This window comes from Amycolatopsis heterodermiae, assembly GCF_034929455.1.
GTDB lineage: Bacteria > Actinomycetota > Actinomycetes > Mycobacteriales > Pseudonocardiaceae > Amycolatopsis > Amycolatopsis heterodermiae.
Genome location: NZ_JAYFSI010000011.1, coordinates 327,185 through 343,207, shown reverse-complemented (window position 1 = coordinate 343,207; position 16,023 = coordinate 327,185). Strand labels below are relative to the sequence as shown.

Sequence of the window (16,023 nt, the reverse complement as noted above, 5' to 3'; positions counted from 1 at the left end):
ATGGACTACTCCGAAAACTGGTGGCGTGACGCCGTCGTCTACGAGGTCTACCCCCGCAGCTTCGCCGACTCGAACGGGGACGGCACCGGCGATCTGGCGGGTCTGCGCGCGCGGCTCGGTTACCTGGCCGACCTGGGTGTCGACGCGGTGTGGACGACCCCGTGGTACCGCTCGCCGATGGTCGACGGCGGCTACGACATCGAAGACCACCGGGCCGTCGACCCGGTGTTCGGGACCGGCGCGGACGCGGTCGAGCTGATCGCCGAAGTGCACCGGGCCGGCCTGCGGCTGCTGATCGACGTCGTGCCGAACCACACCTCCGACCGCCATCGGTGGTTCCGGGCCGCGCTGGCCGCCGGGCCCGGTTCTCCCGAACGGGCGCGGTACCACTTCCGGCCCGGGCGGGGCGACGACGGCGAGCTGCCGCCCAACGACTGGCGCAGTGTCTTCGGCGGTCCCGCGTGGAAGCGGGTGCCGGACGGCGAGTGGTACCTGCACCTCTTCGCCCCCGAGCAGCCGGACCTGAACTGGGATCACCCGGAAGTGCGCGCCGACTTCGAGGACCTGCTGCGGTTCTGGTTCTCCCGCGGCGTCGACGGCGTCCGCATCGACGTCGCCCACGGCCTCGTGAAGGACCCGGCCTTCCCCGATCTGGGATCCGGCCACGAAGACCGGATGCGGCCGCCGGACCGCGGCCGGCACCCGCACTGGGACCTCGAGGGCGTGCACGACATCTACCGCACCTGGCGCAAGATCGCGGGCGAGTTCGGCCCGGACCGGGTGTTCGTCGCCGAAGCGTGGGTCGCGAGGCCGGACCGGCTGGCGTGCTACGTCCGCCCGGACGAGCTGCACACCGCGTTCAACTTCCACTTCCTCCGCTGTTCGTGGGACGCCGGGGCGCTGCGTTCGGTGATCGACTGCACGGTGGAAGCCCTGCACGCGGTGGGGGCGCCCGCGACGTGGGTGCTGTCCAACCACGACGTCGTCCGGCACGTGACGCGGTTCGGCCGCGCGAACACCCGGGTCGAGGACCACCCCTGCCCGGCCGAGCCGGCCGATCTCCCGCTGGGCAGGCGGCGGGCCCGGGCGGCGCTGCTGCTGATGCTGGCGCTTCCCGGCGGCGCGTACCTCTACCAGGGCGAGGAACTGGGGCTGGAAGAGGTCGAGGACCTGCCCGAGGACGCGCTCACCGACCCGACCTGGGAACGCTCCGGCCACACCCAGCGGGGGCGGGACGGCTGCCGGGTGCCGCTCCCGTGGTCGGGAACGGCACCACCGTTCGGCTTCACCGACGCCGGCGTGCCGACGTGGCTGCCGCAGCCGCTGCGGTGGCGCGCGCTGACCGTGCGGGCGCAGGAGGACGATCCGGAGTCGATGCTCGGCCTGTACCGCGCCGCTCTCGCCGCGCGGCGAGAGCACCCGGCGCTGGGGGACGGGACGATGACGTGGCGGCCCGCGCCCGAGGGGGTGCTGCGGTTCGCGCGCGAGCCGGGCTTCGAGTGTGTGGTGAACCTGTCCGCCGGGCCCGTCGAGCTGCCGGACGGCGCGCGGGTGCTGCAGGCCAGCGTGCCGCCGGAGGACGGCCGGGTGCCGGTCGACGCCGCGGTGTGGCTGGTCAGGCGGTGACGAGCCGGATCCAGCGGTTGGCTCCGTGGAGCCGGTAGGCGGTGCGCGGGGTGTGGCCGGCCGGCCGCCGGAGGGTGGCGGGGTGCCGGTGGGTGCGGCGGTGAACCTGTCCGCCGGGCCCGTCGAGCTGTCGGCCGGCGCGCGGGTGCCGGTGGCCCGCGAGCCGCCGGTGGACGCCGCGGTGTGGCTGGTCAGGCGGTGACGAGCCGGATCCAGCGGTAGCCGTGGCCGGCGACGGCGACGTCCGCGGGATCGATCCGATCGTCGTAGCCGCCGTCCTCGAACACCGCCAGCGCGAGGTCGTCCGGCCCGGCCGGGATGCGGACGCGGTGCTCGGCGGGGCCCAGGTTGTGCACGAACACCATGCGGCCCTTCGCTGTTCCGGTCCGGTGCACCAGGACCTCCCGCGGGCCGCCGTCGACGGGTTCGTGCGTGCCGACGGCGATCTCCGGGCACTCCTTGCGGGTGTGCAGCGCCCGTTCGAACCAGGTCAGCAGGCTGTTCGGGTCACGGCGCTGGCCGAGGACGTTGACCCGCTCGTAGCCGAACGGCCCGCCCTGGACGGGCGGGGCGACCAGCTGCCCGGCCGGCGCGCGGGAGAACCCGCCGTGGGGCCCGTCGGACCACTGCATCGGCGTGCGGATCGCGGTGCGCTCGGGCAGCGTCAGGTCCTCGCCCATGCCGATCTCGTCGCCGTAGCGCAGCACGGGGCTGCCCGGCATGGTCAGCAGCAGGCTGTAGGCCAGCTCCAGGCGCCGCCGGTCGCCGTCCAGCATGCAGGCCAGCCGGCGCCGGATGCCGCGGTCGTAGAGCTGCATGCGGGGCTCGGGCCCGAACCGGCCGAGCACGTCGCCGCGCTCTTCCGGGGACAGGCCGCTGAGATCGACCTCGTCGTGGTTGCGCAGGAAGGTCGCCCACTGGGCCTGGCCCGGCAGCCGGGGCGAGCACCGAAGCCGCTCCCGGACGGGGTCGGCGTCGCCGCGGGCCAGCGCGAGCATCAACGCCTGGTTGAGCCGGAAGTCGAAGAGCATCGTCGCACGGCTGGCTTCGTCGTCCGCGGTGCCGAAGTACTCCAGCAGCTCGTCCTCGGGTACGTTCGCCTCCGCGAGCAGCATGGCGTCCCCGCGTTGCCAGGAAACGGTTTCCCGCAGCTGCCGCAGGAGACCGAAGTCCCGTCGCCCGCGTGACTCGATGAGGAACGGGGCCGCGTCGATCCGGAAACCCGCCACGCCGAGGCGCAGCCAGAAGGTGACGATCTTGGCCAGCTCGGCCCGCACCGCCGGGTTTTCGACGTCGAGCTCGGGCTGAAAGCGGTAGAACCGGTGCCGGTACCAGCGGCCGACGCTCTCGGCGTAGGTCCAGGTCTCCTCTTCGGACCCGGGGAACACGGCGCCGTCCCACCGGTCGGCCGGTTCGTCGTCGGCCCAGACGTACCAGTCGTGGTACGGCGCCGACCGCCCAGAGAGGGCCGACCGGAACCAGGGGTGCTCGTCACTCGTGTGGTTGACGACCAGGTCGAGCACGAGCCGGATACCGGCCTCGTCGGCTTGGCTGACGAGCTCGGCGAAGTCCCCGAGAGTCCCGAAGCGCGGGTCGATGCCGTAGTAGTCGGTGATGTCGTAGCCGCCGTCACGGCGCGGCGAGGGGTGGCACGGGCTGAGCCAGACGGTGTCGACGCCGAGCCGGCCGAGGTAGTCCAGCCGGTCGGTGAGGCCGCGCAGGTCACCGACCCCGTCGTCGTCGGAGTCCTGGAAGGTCTCGATGTCGAGGGAGTAGATCACCCCGTTGCGGTACCACCGGTGCACGGTTCGGCGGCTACCCGCCGGTCTCCGGGTCAAACGCCGTGGCCCGGTGACGGGGAACGGGAATCCCTTGGCACAAGCCGGTTCGGCGTCGGGCCGTCGGTGCGCATCGTCCTTTTCGGTCGTGCGACGGGCGGCACCCGGTGATCCGGAGGGCGAAAGCCCGGCCGTTTACCGGTGGCCGGGCCGGGAACCCGGGGCTCCGACCTCGACGACCGAGGAAAGGCTTGACCATGACCCAGCGCACGCCGGAGGCCCTCGTGGTGGGGCTCCTGACCGATGACGGGTTTCCCGGGCAGCTCGCCGGGAGAATAGCGGACGGCCTGCCCGCGCGGCTGGCCCGCGACCTCGGCCGGGAGACCGCCTGGCGCGTCGAGCACGAGACGCAGTCCCTTTCCCTGGACGAAGAGGGCAACATTCCCATGCTGGCCCTGGCGCAGGAGCGCCGGGCCGAGCACGGCTGGGACCTGCTGGTCCTGATCACCGACCTTCCGCGGCGGGCCGGGACGGTGCCGATCGCGTCGGACTACAACGCCGACCACGGGGTGGCGATGGTGTCGCTGCCCGCGCTCGGTGCGTTGCGCCTGCGCGGCCGGGTGTCACGGCTGATCGTCCACCTGGTCCGGCACCTGGTGGCGCGCCGCTCGGCGAAGGAGGCCGACCCCCCGAAGGGGATCCTCGACCGGCTGCGGGACGTCGTGACGCCGACGCGGCACATCCACGGCCGCGGCTCCGCCGACCAGCACCTGGCCCTGGTGGGTGCGCGGGGCCGGGCGCGGCTGCTCGCCGGGATGATCCGGGACAACCGCCCGTGGCGGCTGGTGCCCCACCTCGCCGGGGCCACCGCGGCCGCGGCGGCCACCGCCGCGTACGGCATCATCACGACTTCGTTCTGGAAGCTCGCGGAAGCGCTTCCCGACCTGCGGCTGGCCGGGATCACGGTACTGGCGATCGTGGTCATGGCGGGCTGGCTGATGGTGCACAACCACCTGTGGGACTCGCCGTCCGGGCACCTCGACCGGCGGAAGGCCCTGCTGTACAACGCCTCGACCGCGTTGACGCTGTCGATCGGTGTCGCCTGCATGTACGCCATCCTGTTCGCCCTGGCGCTGGGGGCGTCGATCGTCCTGGTCGAAGGCGTCTACCTGGGACAGGTCCTGGGCCACCCGGCCGGGCCGGCGTCGTACCTCAAGCTGGTGTGGCTCGCGACTTCGGTGGGCATCGTCGCCGGGGCGGTGGGTTCGAGCGTCGAAGACGAGGAACGCGTCCGCCGGGCGACCTACGGCCGGCGTGAGCGGGAGCGGCAGGAGCGCAACCGCGAGCGTGCCGGCGAAGGGGAAAACGGCGGTGACGACTGAGCGGTCACCGGGCGGTGAGGGCTTCGCCGACGGTGGCGTGCAGCGTGAACAGGGAACGCACACCTGCCACGGTCAAGGGCGAGCCGATGGCCTGCTCCGAGCCGACCAGCCGCAACCCGACCCCGGCCCGGCGCAGGTCCGTCGCGATCTGCACGACGATCTGGAGGGCCACCGGCCCGAAGGCGGCCGGTTCGGTCAGGTCGAGGATCAGGAGGTCGAGGGCCTGTGCTCGCTGCCCGTCGATGAGGGTCATCAGCTCGATCCCGGTCCGCGCGTGGAACCGGCCGCGTGGACGCAGCAACCGGGCACCCGGCCTGAGGTGGTCCAGCGGCTCGACCAGTACCGGCTGCCTCGTCGGCAGGTCTTGGTCCGTCACTTGCCCTTTTCTCCCTGCGGTAGTTGCGCCGGCCCTCCCAGTGAAGCGCCCGGCGCTGCTCCCGTACAGCCGGTTCGCGCGGCACTCCGTCCAGTACCCGCGTTGGCGTGAGCGCGACCGGACCGGTTACTGTTCCGCGGGTGACGGGCTTGCCGCGGACGGAGCTGCTGCCCGGGCATCCGGTCGCTCGCGCGAGGGACGTCGACGAAGCGCACGAGGCGGTGACCCGGACGTACCTGCCGCATCGGCTCGAGGTGCTGGATCGTGCGATCGGCTTGGACATGCGGCTCAACGCGGTCCGGGTGGGCGCGGTGACCGCGGGCTACCTGCGTTACGGGAGTGCGGTCCGGCTCGGCACGGTCGACGCCGGTGACTACCACGTCAACATCCCGGTCGCCGGCCGGTGCGAGCAGCGCTGCGGCTCCGGGGAACCGGTGTTCGCCGGACCTGGCCGGGCCGCCGTGTTCATGCCGGGCCACCCGGCCGATCTGCGGTGGGAAGCCGCGTGTGCCCAGCTCTGCCTGATGATCGACCGGCACGAGCTGGAACTGGAGCTGCGGCGGCAGCTCGGGCGGCCGCTGGGCGAGCGGCTGCGCTTCACCACCACGATGGATCTCGGGACGCCGGCGGCGCGGTCGTGGCTCGAGGTGCTGGCCCTGCTGGAGCGTGAGGCGGACCGGCCGGGCGGGATCACGCACCACCCCGCGGCGGCCACGCACCTGCAGAGCCTGGTGATCACCGGTCTGCTGCTGGCCCAGCCGAACAACTACAGCGACCACCTGCACGCCCCGGCGGCCCTGGCCCCGCCCCGGGCGCTGCGCCGGGCCGTCGAGCTGATCGAAGACGACCCGGGCCGGCCGTGGACTTCGGGCACCCTGGCCCGTGAAGCAGCCGTCAGCGTCCGGTCACTGCAGGAGGGGTTCCAGCGGTGGTTCGGGCTGCCGCCGATGGCCTACCTGCGGGATGTCCGCCTGACGCGGGTGCAGGGCGAGCTCGCGGCGGCCGACCCCGCCGGCACGACCATCGCCGCGGTCGCGGCACGCTGGGGCTTCCTGCACGCCGGCCGGTTCGCGACCGCCTACCGCCGCAAGTTCGGCGTCCTGCCCTCGGAAACCCTGCACGGCCGCCACGCGGCCGCATCCGGCCACCGGGCTCGCCGGTGGCCGGATGCGGCGTGCCGGGTCAGGGTTTGAGGACGACCTTCTCGCAGTTGTCCTGCTTGTTCTTGAACAGCTCGAAACCGCGGTCGGCCTGCTCCAGCGGAAGGGTGTGGGAGATGATCCGGGTCGGATCCAGCTCGCCGCGTTCGATGTGCCGCAGCAACGGTTCCATGTAGCGCTGCACGTGGCACTGCCCGGTCCGCAGGGTCAGCGACCGGTTCATCCACGCTCCGGCGGGAAACTTGTCCAGCAGGCCGCCGTAGACGCCGATCACCGAGACCACGCCACCGCTCCGGCACGCCATGATCGCCTGGCGCAGTACGTGCGGCCGGTCGGTCTCCGAGCGCACGGCCTGCTTGATCCGGTCGTAGGCCGCAACGTGCGCGCTGCCGTGGGTGGCTTCCAGCCCGACGGCGTCGATGCACTTGTCGGGGCCGCGGCCACCGGTCAGCTCCAGCAGCCGGGACCGGACGTCGGCCTCCTCGAAGTTCACCGGGATGTGGCCCGCCCGTTCCGCCAGTTCCAGCCGGTACGGCTCCTTGTCGATGGCGATGACCTTCGCCGCGCCCAGCAGCCGGGCGCTGTCCATGGCGAACTGGCCGACCGGGCCGGCGCCCCAGACCGCGACGACGTCGCTGGAGCGGATGTCGCACATCTCGGCGCCCATGTACCCGGTGGGCAGGATGTCGGACAGGAACAGCACCTGCTCGTCGGTCAGGTCCGACTCGATCCTGATCGGGCCGACGTCGGCGAACGGCACCCGCGCGTACTGCGCCTGGCCGCCGGCGAAGCCCCCGGTCAGGTGTGAATAGCCGAAGATCCCGGCGGTCGGGTGACCGAACATCTTCTCCGCGATCCCGGCGTTGGGGTTGGAGTTCTCGCAGCAGGAGTACAGCTCCGCGGCGCAGGCGGCGCACGCGCCGCAGGCGATCGGGAACGGCACGACGACCCGGTCGCCGACGCGCAGCCGCCCCGGGTCGACGCCCGAGCCGACCTCGAGCACTTCGCCCATGAACTCGTGCCCCAGGATGTCACCGTCCTGCATGGTCGGGATGTACCCGTCGACCAGGTGCAGGTCCGAGCCGCAGATGGCGGTGGAGGTGATCCGGACGATCGCGTCGCGGTGGTTCAGGATCTTCGGGTCCGGGACGTCGCGGACCTCGACCTTGTTGCGGCCCGCCCAGGTGTTGGCCCTCATGCGTCCGCTCCCTTCTCGAGCTCGGCGTCCGACAGCGGCTGTGCCGGACGTTGCGGGAACTCCCTGCGGGCCCGCTTGCCCCAGGGGGCGCCGTCGGACCGGACGACCTCGCCGGTCTCCAGGACCTGCTTGAGCCGGCGCAGGTCGTCGTCGAGCTGCTGGTGCGGTTCCTCGCCGAAGTACTGGGCGACCACCTTGCCGACCGCGCCGCCGGGGATCTCGTAGGTCAGGGCGACGTGCACCTCGGTGCTCTCCCCGTCGGGTGCGGGCGCGAACCGGACGGTGCCGGAGTTCGGCACGTCGGCCTTCCCGGTCGAGCGCCACGCGATCAGGGCGCCCGCCGTCTCCTCGGTGATTTCCGCGTCCCACTCGACGTTCTGGCCGAACGGGGCACTGGCCGACCAGCGGCTCGTCCGGTCACCGGTGGCGCGGATCCGCTCGAGGTGCGCCATGAACGCCGGAAGGTTCTCCAGGTCGCGCCAGAACGCGAAGACGTCCGGCGCGGGTTTGCGAATGGTGGTTGCTGCGGTCAGTTCCACGGGATCTCCTTTGCGTGTGTCATCCATTCGAGTGGCCTGCACGGCGGTCAGCAGGTCCAGTGCCGTGATCCCGGCGACGGCGCCGGTGACCCCGGCGAGCCGCCGCCGGCGGTGCCCGCCGCGGTGGGCGAGGGCCAGGCCGAGCGCGGTCAGGTCCATCGCGTCGCCCGCGACCCGGGTCCACGCCCAGACGCCCTTCCGCCGGCCGGTCAGGAGCCCGGCCGCGTGGACCAGTTCCCGCATCCCGACAACCGGCACCACGGCCCGCGACGTCGCGGAGTCGTCGACGCCGCTGATCCGGCGTACGGCGTGCGGGGCCGCCAGCTGGGCCACGCCGAGGCCCAGGCTCAGCCAGCCGAGCCGCCGGCCCTGCCGTCGCACCTTTTCCTTCTTCGTCCGTTCTGCCATCGACGGCGGCTACCCCTCGGGAATCCACCTAATCCAGCTGAGGCGGTGTGGTTTAGCGGGATTCCCGGCGGAAATCCGGGCGCCGAGGGGACACCCGGCGCAAGGAGGCAATCGTGAAAGCAGTGGTGTACGAAGGGCCGCGGCAGGTCAGTGTGAAGGACGTGCCGGACGCGCGGATCGAGCGGCCGACCGACGTCCTGGTGCGGATCACCTCGGCGAACATCTGCGGTTCGGACCTGCACATGTACGAGGGCCGGACCGACTTCGAGACCGGCCGCTGGTTCGGGCACGAGAACCTGGGGCAGGTGGTCGAAGCCGGCGCCGGGGTCGACAAGGTCCGGGAAGGCGACTGGGTCGTCCTGCCGTTCAACATCGCTTGCGGGCACTGCAAGAACTGCGAGCGTCAGCTGACGAACTACTGCCTGACCGCCCAGCCCGAGCCGAAGCTGGCCGGTGCCGCGTACGGCTTCGCCGACATGGGCCCGTACGCCGGCGGGCAGGCCGAGCTGTTGCGCGTGCCCTGGGGCGACTTCAACTGCCTGCGGCTGGGCGAGGACGCCGAGCAGCGCCAGACGGACTACGTGATGCTCGCCGACATCTTCCCGACGGGCTACCACGCCACCGAGCTGGCCGGCGTGCGGCCCGGCGACCAGACGGTCGTCTACGGCGCGGGCCCGGTCGGGCTGATGGCCGCCCTCTCGGCGACCATCCGGGGCGCGAGCAAGGTGATGGTCGTCGACCGGCACGCCGACCGGCTGCGGCTGGCGGAATCGATCGGCGCGATCGCCATCGACGACTCGAAGGTCGACCCCGTGCAGGCCGTGCTGGACGAGACGATGGGGCTGGGCGCGGACAACGGCTGCGAATGCGTCGGCTACCAGGCGCACGAGCCCGACGGCCGGGAGCAGGCCAACCTGACGATGAACCGGTTGGTCGCCTCGGTCCGCTTCACCGGGAAGATCGGCAATGTCGGCGTCTTCGTGCCGCAGGACCCCGGGTCCGAGGACGAGCTGGCGAAGCAGGGCAAGCTCGCCTTCGACTACGGCACGTTCTGGTTCAAGGGCCAGCACGTGGGCAGCGGCCAGGCGCCGGTCAAGAAGTACAACCGGCAGCTGCGCGACCTGATCGCCGCGGGCAAGGCCGAACCGTCGTTCATCGTCAGCCACGAGCTGCCCCTCGACCGCGCGCCGGAGGCGTACGAGCACTTCGACAACCGGGACGACGGCTGGACGAAGGTCGTCCTGCACCCGGCGATGGCGGGGGCCTGACATGTCCGGAGAGCTGAGCGGACGCCGGATCGCCATCCTCGCGGCCGACGGGGTCGAACGAGTCGAGCTGGAACGGCCGCGGCAAGCGCTGGACGACGCCGGCGCCGCCACCACCGTGGTCTCCATCGCCGAGGGCGAGATCCAGGCCCGCAACAACGACCTCGAGGACGCCGGCACCTTCAAGGTGGACAAGCTGGTCGGCGACGTGTCGGTCGGCGACTACGAGGCGCTGCTGCTGCCGGGCGGGACGGTGAACCCGGACAAGCTGCGCATGGAACCCGCCGCGGTGCGGTTCGTCCGGGACTTCGTCGAGTCGGGCAAGCCGGTCGCCTCGATCTGCCACAGCCCGTGGAACTTCGTCGAGGCGGACGTCGCGCGGGGGCGCCGGCTGACGTCGTGGCCCAGCGTGCGCACCGACCTGCGCAACGCCGGGGCCGAGGTGGTCGACGAGGAGGTCGTGACCGACGGCAACATCACGACGAGCCGATCGCCCGACGACCTGCCGGCCTTCTGCGAGCGCATCGTGGCGGAGTTCGCCCGGGGCTCGTAGACCGCCGGCCGCGCTGGGCCTGCGTCGTGAGCGGCAGCCACGTCAACGGGTCACCCACCCGGGCGTTCCGGAACGCCCGGGTGCCGGGCCGTGGTGACGGTCCCGGGTCGTCCCTCGGTCACCGAAACCCGCCTCCGCAGTCCGCCGCCCCGTTCCGCGTCACCCGGCGCCGGGCTTCCGGGCCGCCGGGTCGCGGCGTACGCCGGTCAGCCCGCCGGGGTCGCCGCTGGTCGGCAGGTGGCCGCCGAGGGCTTCGATCCGGCGGATCGCGGGCTCGGCGAGCACGCCGTGCACCAGGACCGACAGGGCGACGGCGAGGGCACCGACCCGCCACAGCACGTCCTGGCCGGGCACCGGGAAGCGGTCGAGGGCGTAGGCGAGGTAGAAGATCGTGCCGATCCCGCGCACGCCGAAGAACGCGATCGCGCCCGAGGCGTGGGGCCCGGCCGAGGAACCGAGCAGCGACAACCAGCCGATCACCGGCCGGACGACCAGCACCGCGACGCCCGCCACCAGCAGTTCCACCACGGAGAAGCCGCGCAGCAGCCCGTCCCCGAGGGCCAGGCCGAGACCGAGCAGGGCGATCGCGACGAACAGCCGTTCCAGCTGGCGGCCGAAGGAGTGCAGCACCTCGTGGTAGTCGTGGGACCGCTCTTCGGTGCGCACCGCGACGGCGGCGACGAAGACGGCCACGAACCCGTTGCCGTGCACGAGTTCCGCGACCGCGTACGGGAGGAACGCCAGCGCGACCAGCACGAGACCGTCGGCGTAGTCGGCCAGCCGGAACCGGGACGACGACGTGCGGAACATCGCCCACCCCAGCAGCCGCCCGGCGCCCAGTCCTGCCAGGACACCGATGAGCACCGGCAGCAGCAGGTCCACGAGGACCCACCGGACGTCCAGCTCCGGCCGCTCCCCGGCGAGTGCCAGAGCCAGCAGCACGAAGGGCATGGTGAGCCCGTCGTTCAGGCCGGCTTCGATGGTGAGGGTGGAGCGGATCTCGTTGTCGCGGGCCTGCTCCGGGTGCGCGTCGGGGGAGGGGACGCCGACCTCGCCGGCGAGCACCGGATCGGTCGGGGCCAGTACCGCGCCCAGCAGGATCGCGACGGCGGGGGTCAGGGCCAGCCACCACCAGCCGAGCAGGGCGACGACGGCGATCATCACCGGCATCGTGATGCCGAGCAGCCGCCAGGCCGACGCCCAGCGGCGGAGGCCGAAGGGGCGGTCGACCGACAGCCCGGCCCCGGCGAGAGAGACGAGGATGCCCAGCTGGGCGAACGATTCGACGCCGGTCAGGTGGGCGGCGGGGTCGGCCCACCCGTTGCCGTAGGGCTCCGGAAGAGGGAGCAGGCCGAGCCCGACGCCGGCGATCAGCATGATCAGCGGGGTCGAAAACGGCCGTTCGGCGACCAGTTTCGGCAGGACCGCCGCGGCCAGCGCGAGCAGCCCGGCGACACCGAAGAGGACGGTCAACATGGACACCGGACACCTGCTGCTCTGCCGTGGACACCGGCTCGCGGGTTACCCGGCGGACCGGGGCACAAACTCCGGTGTGCCGCTCAGCCCGCGACGATGGTGTGCTCGCCGCGGGCGACCAGTTCGCCGATCACCGGGTGGCCGGGCAGCTCGCCCGCGACGAGCAGGCCGCCGGAGGTCTGGGCGTCCGCCAGCAGCAGCGCCTCGTCCTCGGAGATCCGGGACAGGTCGGCGTGCGGGCGCACCCAGTCGAGGTTGCGCCGGGTCCCGCCGCTGACGTAGCCGTCGCGCAGCGCCTCGCGGGCGCCGTCGAGGTAGGGCACGGCGGCCGGGTCGATCCGGGCCGTGACGCCGCTCGCGCGGGCGAGCTTGTGCAGGTGGCCCAGTAGCCCGAAGCCGGTGACGTCGGTTGCGCAGGTGACCCCGGCGGCGAGCGCGGCCCGCGACGCGTCGAGGTTCAGCGTGGTCATCGTGGCGATCGCCTGCTCGAACCGTTCGCCGGTGGCCTTGTGACGCGAGTTCAGCACGCCGATCCCGAGCGGCTTGGTCAGCGTCAGCGGGACACCCGCGCGGCCGGCGTCGTTGCGCAGCAACCGGTCCGGGTCCGCGGTGCCGGTGACCGCCAAGCCGTACTTGGGCTCGGGGTCGTCGACGCTGTGCCCGCCCGCGAGGTGACAGCCCGCCTTGCCGCAGACGTCCAGGCCGCCGCGCAGCACCTCGGCGGCCAGCTCGAACGGCAGGACGTCGCGTGGCCAGCCGAGCAGGTTCACCGCGACCACGGGTGTGCCGCCCATGGCGTAGACGTCGGACAGCGCGTTCACCGCGGCGATGCGGCCCCAGTCGTACGGGTCGTCGACGACCGGGGTGAAGAAGTCCGTGGTCAGGATCAGTGCGACACCGCCGTCGATCCGGACCGCGGCCGCGTCGTCACCGTCGTCCAGGCCGACCAGCAGTGCGCCGGCGGGGTGCGCGGGCGTGGTGCCGGTGAGGCCGCGGACGACGTCCTCCAGCTCGCCGGGCGGGATCTTGCACGCGCAGCCGCCACCGTGGGCGTACTGGGTCAGCCGGACGCTCATGGGTTCATCATGCGCGGGTGGCGGGACCTTGGCAGGATGGCGGGATGCCCCGAGGAGGCGTACCCGGCCTGGTGGCCGGCGCGGTCTTCAAAACCGTTGAGCGGCAGGTCCTGCCGCTGGCGGGTTCGATTCCCGTCCGCCTCCGCCATGGCTGACCCGCGGCGGGCGATCCCGCGCACCGACACCGTCCTCGCCGAACCACCCGTCGCGAAGGCCGCCGAGACACTCGGCCGTGACCTGGTGAAAGCGCTGGTCGTGGCCGCCCAGCAGCGAGCGCGCGCCGGTGAGATCGAGCCTGGCGAGGTCGTCGACGAGGTTCTGGCCCGGCTACCGGTGACCGTGTCGTCGCTGCGGCCGGTGCTCAACGCGACCGGCGTCCTCGTCCACACCAACCTCGGCCGGGCGCCGCTGTCGCCGGCCGCGCTGGACGCCGTCGTCGCCGCGGGCGGCACCACCGACGTCGAGTTCGACCTCGAGACCGGTGAACGGGCGAAACGTGGCCGTAGCGCGCTGGCCGCGCTGGCGGACGCGGTCCCGAGCGCCGTCCACGTGGTCAACAACAACGCGGCTGCCCTGCTGCTGTGCGCGCTGGCTTTGGCGCAGGGCAAGGAAATCGTGGTCGGCCGCGGTGAGCTGGTCGAGATCGGCGACGGTTTCCGCATCCCGGACCTGCTCGCCTCGACCGGCGCGCGGCTGCGCGAAGTCGGCACCACCAACCGGACCACCGTCGGCGACTACGCGGCGGCGATCGGCCCGGACACCGGCTTCGTGCTGAAAGTCCACCCGTCGAACTACCGCGTCACCGGCTTCACGGCCGAAGCGTCGATCGCCGAGCTGGCCGGTCTCGGCGTGCCGGTGGTCGCAGACGTCGGATCCGGCCTCCTCGCCCCGCACCCGTTGCTGCCGGGCGAACCGGACGTCACGACCGCGCTGGCCGGCGGCGCGACCGTCGTGACGGCGAGCGGGGACAAGCTGTTCGGCGGTCCGCAGGCCGGGCTGCTGTTCGGCGACACCGCCGTGATCGAACGTCTGCGACGGCATCCCGCGGCCCGGGCGTTGCGTGTCGACAAGCTGACACTGGCCGCGCTCGAAGCCACCCTGCGCGGACCGGAACCACCGGTGCGCGCCGCCCTGGACGCCGACCTCGGCGAACTCCGGACCCGGGCGGAAGCGCTGGCGACGTCGTTGCGGTCCGCCGGAATCGACGCCGAGGCGGTGCCGTCCACGGCGGTCGTTGGCGGCGGGGGCGCTCCCGGCGTCGACCTGCCGAGCGCGGCGGTCGCCCTGCCCGCCCGGTACGCGACGGCGTTGCGGCTGGGCGAGCCCCCGGTCGTCGGCCGGATCGTGCGCGACCGGTGCCTGCTCGACCTGCGGACGGTCCGCCCGGCCGACGACCCGGCGCTGAGGGAGGCCGTCCGCCGATGCAGGTGATCGCTACGGCCGGGCACGTCGACCACGGGAAGTCCACGCTGATCCGGCGCCTCACCGGGATGGAACCGGACCGGTGGGCCGAGGAACGCCGGCGCGGCCTGACTCTCGACCTCGGCTTCGCGTGGACGCGCCTCGGCGGCGAGGAGATCGCCTTCGTGGACGTCCCGGGCCACCAGCGGTTTGTGCCGAACATGCTGGCCGGGATCGGGCCGGTGCCGGCCGCGCTGTTCGTGGTCGCGGCCGACGAGGGCTGGATGCCGCAGTCGGCCGAGCACCTGGCTGCCCTCGACGCGTTCGGCGTCGAACACGGTCTGCTGGTCGTGACCAAGGCCGACCGCGCGGACCCAGCCGCGGCGACCGGGGCGGCGCTGGCCGAGATCGCCGCGACGTCGCTCGGGAAGGTGCCCGCGGTGAGCACCGGGAGCACGACCGGACTCGACGAAGTGCGCGTTCACCTGGCCGAACTGGCCGGTCGCCTGCCGGAACCGGATCCGGACGCGGACGTGCGGCTCTGGATAGACCGCGCCTTCACGATCAAAGGTGCGGGCACGGTCGTCACCGGGACGCTGGGCGCGGGGACCCTCCTCGTCGGCGACGAGCTGGTCCTCGGCGAGACCCGCGTCCAGGTCCGCGGGCTGCAGGCCCTCGGCGAACCGCACGAGAGCGTCTCCGCCGTGGCCCGGGTCGCGGTCAACCTGCGCGGCGTGGCGCGGGATCAGGCCGAGCGCGGCGACGCCTTGCTGACGCCTGGCGCGTGGCGCACGACGGCCGAACTCGACGTCCGGCTGCGCGGCGCGGCCGAGCTGCACCGCCACCTCGTGCTGCACGTGGGTTCCACGGCTGTGCCGGTCCGGGTCCGGCCGCTGGGGCCGGACACCGCGCGGCTGCTGCTCGCGACGCCGTTGCCGCTGCGGATGGGGGACCGGGGCCTGCTGCGCGACCCCGGTGAGCACCGGATCCCGGCCGGGTTCGACGTCCTCGACGTCCGCCCGCCGTCGCTGGCCCGACGTGGTGCCGGGCGGGCCCGGGGCGAGGAGCTGACCACTCCGGAACCGGGCCGGGACCTTCTGCGACGCGAGGGTTTCTTGCGCCACAACGACTTTCACGCGCTCGGACTCCCGGAGGTGGGCGAGCGCCTCGGCGACTGGCACGCCGACCCGGCACACCTCGCGTCCCTGCGCGGCCAAGTGCCGACGGTGGTGGCCGACTGGTCACGAGAGCACCCGATCGCGGCGGGAATGCCGATCGACGTCCTCCGGCAGCGGCTCGGCCTGCCCGCCGCGGACCTCGTCCCGGCCGTCCTGAGCGAAGGGCTGGTCGCGGACGGCGGGCTCGTCCGGCGCCCCGGTGCCGGGCTGACCGCCGAGGTCGAGCACGCGGTCGCCGTGCTCGCGAAACGCTTCGCCGAGCAGCCGTTCCGTGCGCCCGAAGCGGACGAGCTGCGCGAACTGGGCCTGGGCAAGCGGGAGCTCGCTGCGGCCGTCCGGGTGGGTCGGCTGAGTGCGCTCGCCGACGGCGTCGTGCTCGGCCCGGACGCCCTGCCTCGTGCGGCGGAGCTGCTGGCCGCGCTGGAACGACCGTTCACGGTGTCGGAAGCCCGGCAAGCGCTGGACAGCACGCGCCGGGTGATGATCCCGCTGCTGGAGCACCTGGACGACGCGGGCTTCATCGAGCGGCTCACCGACGGGACCCGGCGGGTCACCGGCGGGTGATCGAGGGCCTCGGAGATCCGGGGTTGTCCGGTGCCGGTGTGGG

Annotated in this window: 13 protein-coding genes and 1 tRNA gene; 8 read left to right on the top strand and 6 right to left on the bottom strand. The window is 73.0% G+C overall.

Annotated features, from left to right (window positions below; all coding sequences use genetic code 11):
• Entirely contained in the window at positions 1 to 1,626 is a 1,626-nt protein-coding gene (locus VA596_RS37450; RefSeq protein ID WP_323333645.1) for a glycoside hydrolase family 13 protein, read from the top strand.
• A 191-nt stretch (positions 1,627 to 1,817) separates the two neighbouring features.
• Here the strand turns inward: VA596_RS37450 and VA596_RS37445 are convergent, their stop codons facing one another.
• Positions 1,818 to 3,431, bottom strand: a complete 1,614-nt coding sequence (locus VA596_RS37445; protein ID WP_323333643.1) for an alpha-amylase family protein — start codon at positions 3,429 to 3,431, stop codon at positions 1,818 to 1,820.
• A gap of 230 nt (positions 3,432 to 3,661) precedes the next feature.
• Between VA596_RS37445 and VA596_RS37440 the strand changes: the two genes are divergently transcribed.
• Positions 3,662 to 4,786, top strand: coding sequence for a hypothetical protein (locus VA596_RS37440; RefSeq protein ID WP_323333640.1), 1,125 nt, complete (start codon positions 3,662 to 3,664; stop codon positions 4,784 to 4,786).
• A 4-nt stretch (positions 4,787 to 4,790) separates the two neighbouring features.
• Here VA596_RS37440 and VA596_RS37435 read toward each other — a convergent pair whose 3' ends face one another.
• Positions 4,791 to 5,162, bottom strand: a complete 372-nt coding sequence (locus tag VA596_RS37435; protein ID WP_323333638.1) for an STAS domain-containing protein — start codon at positions 5,160 to 5,162, stop codon at positions 4,791 to 4,793.
• 140 nt (positions 5,163 to 5,302) lie between these two features.
• On the opposite strand from VA596_RS37435, the gene VA596_RS37430 reads away from it, so the two are divergent.
• Entirely contained in the window at positions 5,303 to 6,355 is a 1,053-nt protein-coding gene (locus tag VA596_RS37430) for an AraC family transcriptional regulator (protein WP_323333637.1), read from the top strand.
• Here VA596_RS37430 and VA596_RS37425 read toward each other — a convergent pair.
• Both VA596_RS37425 and VA596_RS37420 read right to left on the bottom strand, forming a co-directional pair.
• Positions 6,345 to 7,520, bottom strand: coding sequence for a zinc-dependent alcohol dehydrogenase (locus tag VA596_RS37425; RefSeq protein ID WP_323333635.1), 1,176 nt, complete (start codon positions 7,518 to 7,520; stop codon positions 6,345 to 6,347). The genes VA596_RS37430 and VA596_RS37425 overlap by 11 nt on opposite strands.
• Positions 7,517 to 8,467, bottom strand: coding sequence for an SRPBCC family protein (locus VA596_RS37420; RefSeq protein WP_323333633.1), 951 nt, complete (start codon positions 8,465 to 8,467; stop codon positions 7,517 to 7,519). The genes VA596_RS37425 and VA596_RS37420 overlap by 4 nt, the downstream gene beginning before the upstream one ends.
• A 113-nt stretch (positions 8,468 to 8,580) precedes the next feature.
• Between VA596_RS37420 and VA596_RS37415 the strand changes: the two genes are divergently transcribed.
• Together VA596_RS37415 and VA596_RS37410 are read left to right on the top strand one after the other, a co-directional pair.
• Positions 8,581 to 9,735: a glutathione-independent formaldehyde dehydrogenase gene (locus VA596_RS37415; protein ID WP_323333631.1), complete on the top strand. Its 1,155-nt coding sequence runs from the start codon at positions 8,581 to 8,583 to the stop codon at positions 9,733 to 9,735.
• A gap of 1 nt (position 9,736) precedes the next feature.
• Positions 9,737 to 10,285, top strand: a complete 549-nt coding sequence (locus tag VA596_RS37410) for a type 1 glutamine amidotransferase domain-containing protein (RefSeq protein WP_323333630.1) — start codon at positions 9,737 to 9,739, stop codon at positions 10,283 to 10,285.
• A 159-nt stretch (positions 10,286 to 10,444) separates the two neighbouring features.
• On the opposite strand, the gene VA596_RS37405 is transcribed toward VA596_RS37410, so the two are convergent.
• A complete protein-coding gene (locus VA596_RS37405) occupies positions 10,445 to 11,761 on the bottom strand; it encodes a cation:proton antiporter domain-containing protein (RefSeq protein ID WP_323333628.1) in 1,317 nt (438 codons plus the stop codon).
• 83 nt (positions 11,762 to 11,844) lie between these two features.
• The gene (gene selD / locus VA596_RS37400; RefSeq protein WP_323333626.1) at positions 11,845 to 12,837 is read right to left on the bottom strand and encodes a selenide, water dikinase SelD; all 993 of its coding nucleotides are present in this window, start codon (positions 12,835 to 12,837) and stop codon (positions 11,845 to 11,847) included.
• Between the two features lie 53 nt (positions 12,838 to 12,890).
• On the opposite strand from selD, the gene VA596_RS37395 reads away from it, so the two are divergent.
• The 3 genes from VA596_RS37395 to selB all read left to right on the top strand — a co-directional run bounded on the left by VA596_RS37395 (position 12,891) and on the right by selB (position 15,980).
• Positions 12,891 to 12,985, top strand: a tRNA-Sec gene (locus VA596_RS37395).
• Entirely contained in the window at positions 12,985 to 14,268 is a 1,284-nt protein-coding gene (gene selA, locus VA596_RS37390; RefSeq protein ID WP_323333625.1) for an L-seryl-tRNA(Sec) selenium transferase, read from the top strand. Before VA596_RS37395 ends, selA begins: the two co-directional genes overlap by 1 nt.
• On the top strand, positions 14,259 to 15,980 hold the full coding sequence (gene selB, locus VA596_RS37385) for a selenocysteine-specific translation elongation factor (protein ID WP_323333623.1): 1,722 nt from the start codon (positions 14,259 to 14,261) through the stop codon (positions 15,978 to 15,980). Before selA ends, selB begins: the two co-directional genes overlap by 10 nt.
• Positions 15,981 to 16,023 lie beyond the last annotated feature (43 nt).